The 3,063-nt window shown below is 75.3% G+C and carries 4 protein-coding genes; 2 read left to right on the top strand and 2 right to left on the bottom strand.

Going from position 1 to position 3,063, the window contains the following annotated elements:
• A partial coding sequence (locus KN815_RS48120; RefSeq protein WP_507229937.1) for a DUF8185 domain-containing protein occupies positions 1–423 on the top strand: 423 nt, incomplete at its 5' end.
• Positions 424–472: 49 nt separating this feature from the next.
• On the opposite strand, the gene KN815_RS48115 is transcribed toward KN815_RS48120, so the two are convergent.
• Positions 473–877: a globin gene (locus KN815_RS48115; protein WP_014060748.1), complete on the bottom strand. Its 405-nt coding sequence runs from the start codon at positions 875–877 to the stop codon at positions 473–475.
• Between the two features lie 581 nt (positions 878–1,458).
• Here KN815_RS48115 and KN815_RS48105 point away from each other — a divergent pair.
• On the top strand, positions 1,459–2,373 hold the full coding sequence (locus tag KN815_RS48105) for a methyltransferase domain-containing protein (RefSeq protein ID WP_443732355.1): 915 nt from the start codon (positions 1,459–1,461) through the stop codon (positions 2,371–2,373).
• A gap of 46 nt (positions 2,374–2,419) precedes the next feature.
• On the opposite strand, the gene KN815_RS48100 is transcribed toward KN815_RS48105, so the two are convergent.
• Positions 2,420–3,063, bottom strand: a 644-nt coding sequence (locus tag KN815_RS48100; protein WP_216348069.1) for an FHA domain-containing protein, incomplete at its 5' end; no start/stop codon positions are given.

Genomic DNA, 3,063 nt, shown 5'->3' with positions numbered 1-3,063 from the left:
CGGGTGAGCGGGCTGCCGGGCGTGGACGAGGTGCGCGGGGCGGTCGCCGCTGCCGTCGCCGAGTTCCGGGCCCGCGACGCGGCGCTCCCCGAGGAGCGCCGTACGCGCGCCGAGCGCGACCGTATCGGCCATGAGATCTGGTCCCGTACGCTCGGCGACACCGGGCTTCCGTTGCGCGCCGTGCATGCCGCCCAGTCGCTGGGCTTCCTGCGCCCGGTCCGGACGGCGGCTCCGGCCGCCTCGGCCCCCGGTGCTGGTGCTGGTGCCGGGGGCGGTGGCAGTGTGGCCACGGCCGTGCCCGGGCCCACGGCCGAGCCCCTGGCGTTGCTCGCCGCGGGCGGCTGGCTGCGGTTGCGCACTCCGTACGGCTCGATCGCGGTGCGTACGTCGGGCCTCTCCGGCTTGTCGGTCACACCCGCCTGAGCCCGCCGGGTCAGGCGGGTGAGCCCTCTGAGCCCGCCGGGCCGGCCGGTCAGCCCTCCGTGTTGATCATGGAGGCGGCGGCGTATGTGAGGTACTGCCACAACTGGCCCTCGAGCTCCGGGGCCAGCTCCAGCTCGTCGACCGCGTCGCGCATATGGCGCAGCCAGGCGTCATGGGCGGCGCGGTTCACGGTGAAGGGGGCGTGCCGCATGCGCAGCCGCGGGTGGCCGCGGTTGTCGCTGTAGGTGCGGGGGCCGCCCCAGTACTGCATCAGGAAGAGTACGAGCCGTTCCTCGGCCGGTCCCAGGTCGTCCTCGGGGTACATCGGCCGGAGCAGCGGGTCCTCGGCGACCCCCTGGTAGAAGCGGTGGACCAGACGCCGGAAGGTCTGCTCGCCGCCGACCTGCTCGTAGAAGGTCTGCTCCTGAAGTGTGCCTCGCGGAATCTCTTTCACGCCTCCATGGTCTCAGACACCTCCGGCTGGAAAAGGGGGCGTGGGTCGCGGCCGGAGGGCGGGCGCAGGAGAGTGGAGTCATGGGCAGCACGGGCGGCGGTACCCGCAGTGCGCCGGACGCCGTGGAGCGTGTGGCGCGGGGGAAGCGTATGGGCCGGGAGGCCGATGAATGCGCCGAGGAGGCCGCGGCGGTACGGGCCGGGCTGGTCCGGGAGATCGTGGCGGGCGGCGGACTCACGGACCCCGCCTGGCGGGCGGCCTTCGAGGAGGTGCCGCGCCACCTTTTCGTGCCGTACTACTACGAGGCGGGGGAAGCGGGCACGGCGTCGGCGCGTACGGCGGCGGGGGCGCCTGGTACGGCGGGTGCGGGGGGTGCGGCAGGCGCGACGGCACGTGCGGCGGGTGTGGCGGGTGTGGCAGGCACGGCGGGGGTGGCGGATGCGGCGGGCGTAGCGGCGGGGGCGCCTGGTGCGGCGGGTGTGGTGGATGCGGCAGGTGCGGCGGGTGTGGTGGATGCGGCAGGTGCGGCCGGTGTGGCAGGCGCGGACGCGGCAGGTGCGTCGGGCCGCGAGACGGCCGGTGTGGCAGGCGCGGGCACGGCAGGTGCGCCGGGCCGGGAGACGGCAGGGGCAGCGCGGGCCGGTGCGGTGCGTGGGACGGTTGGCTACACCCGGCTGTGGCGTGACGACCCCCATCCGCTGCGGCGGGCCCGCTGGCTGGCCGGTGCGTATGCGGACGCCCCGCTCGCCACGCGGGTGCGCGACGGCGAGCTGATCACCTCCAGCAGTCAGCCGTCGCTGATGGCGCGGATGCTCCAGGCGCTCCAGGTGCGGGACGGGGACCGGGTGCTGGAGATCGGCGCGGGCACCGGCTACAACGCCGCGCTGCTGGCCCATCGGCTCGGCGACACCCACGTCACGACCCTCGACCTCGACCCGGAGATCACCGAGGCCGCCCGTAACCATCTGGCCGCCGCCGGATTCCGCCCCGCGGTCGTCACGGGCGACGGGGCGCGCGGCTGTCCGCTGCACGCTCCCTACGACCGGATCATCGCCACCTGCGCCGTGGCGTCCATCCCGCCCGCATGGCTCGGCCAGTGCCGTCCGGGCGCGCTGATCCTGACGCCGCTCGCGACCGGGCTGATCGCCCTGACAGTCGCCGACGCCCGCCATGCGGAGGGGCATTTTCTGGCCATGCCCGCGTACTTCGTTCCGCTGCGCGGCAGCGGCCCGCCGCCTCAGGTGCCCACGCACGGTCTGCCGTCCCGGCCGCTGCTGGACGACTCCTTCCGCTTCCTGCTGAACGTGGCCGCGGGCCATATGGAGCCGGTCGAGGCCCTCGCGCTGTGGGAGCACGAGGGCAGGCCGGGGCGGGAACGCTATGGGGTGACGGTGCGGGGCGAGCGTCAATGGGCCTGGCTGGACGACCCGGAGGGCGCCTACGCCTGGCCGCTGGGCCCTCCCGGCGGCCTTCAGCCCCGGCCTGAGCCCCTCTAAGGCTTCAGTCCTTCCAGCCTCCGGCCCCCGCCCCGCCCGTCCGGCCTCAGCCCCGGCGCACCGTGATCGTCGTCCAGGCGCCGACGTGGACGCGGTCGCCGTCCCGGAGCGGGACCGGCACGAACGGCTGGATCGGCTCCTCGCCGCCGTTGACCGTCGTCCCGTTCGTGGAGTCCTGGTCGACGACCGCCCAGACGCCGTCGGGCTGCTGGACGAGAAGCGCGTGCTGATGCGAGACGCCCGGGTCCTCGGGCTGGCGCCCGAGGTCGATGTCGGGGGCCTCACCGGTGCTGTGGCGGCGCCGGCCGATGGTGATCTGGCCGCCGTTGAGCGGCAGTTGCTGCTCGGGGGAGTAGGCCGGGAGGTTCAGCCCGGCGGCCTCCGGGCCGCTGCGGTTCATCATCGCCATGAAGTACTCACGGTCCGGGGCGACCACGGCTATCCAGTTTCCGGGCGCCGACACCGGAGCCCCGCCCTGGCCGAACTGGGCGCCACCGGGCGGCGTCGAGTGCTGCGGCGCGCCGGGGTGCTGCTGCTGCGGTGGCTGGTGGCCCGGCCCCTGCTGCTGGGGCGGGGCGTACCCCTCGTTCCCGTACGGCTGGGCGGGCGGCGCGGGGGCCTGCGGGTAGCCGTAGCCGTACTGCGGCACGGCCGGGGGCGCGCCCTGGCCATGGCCCGGGGCGCCCTGCT

It is taken from the genome of Streptomyces niphimycinicus (assembly GCF_018883605.1).
GTDB classification, from domain to species: domain Bacteria; phylum Actinomycetota; class Actinomycetes; order Streptomycetales; family Streptomycetaceae; genus Streptomyces; species Streptomyces niphimycinicus.
This window is presented reverse-complemented; position numbering and strand designations above follow the sequence as displayed.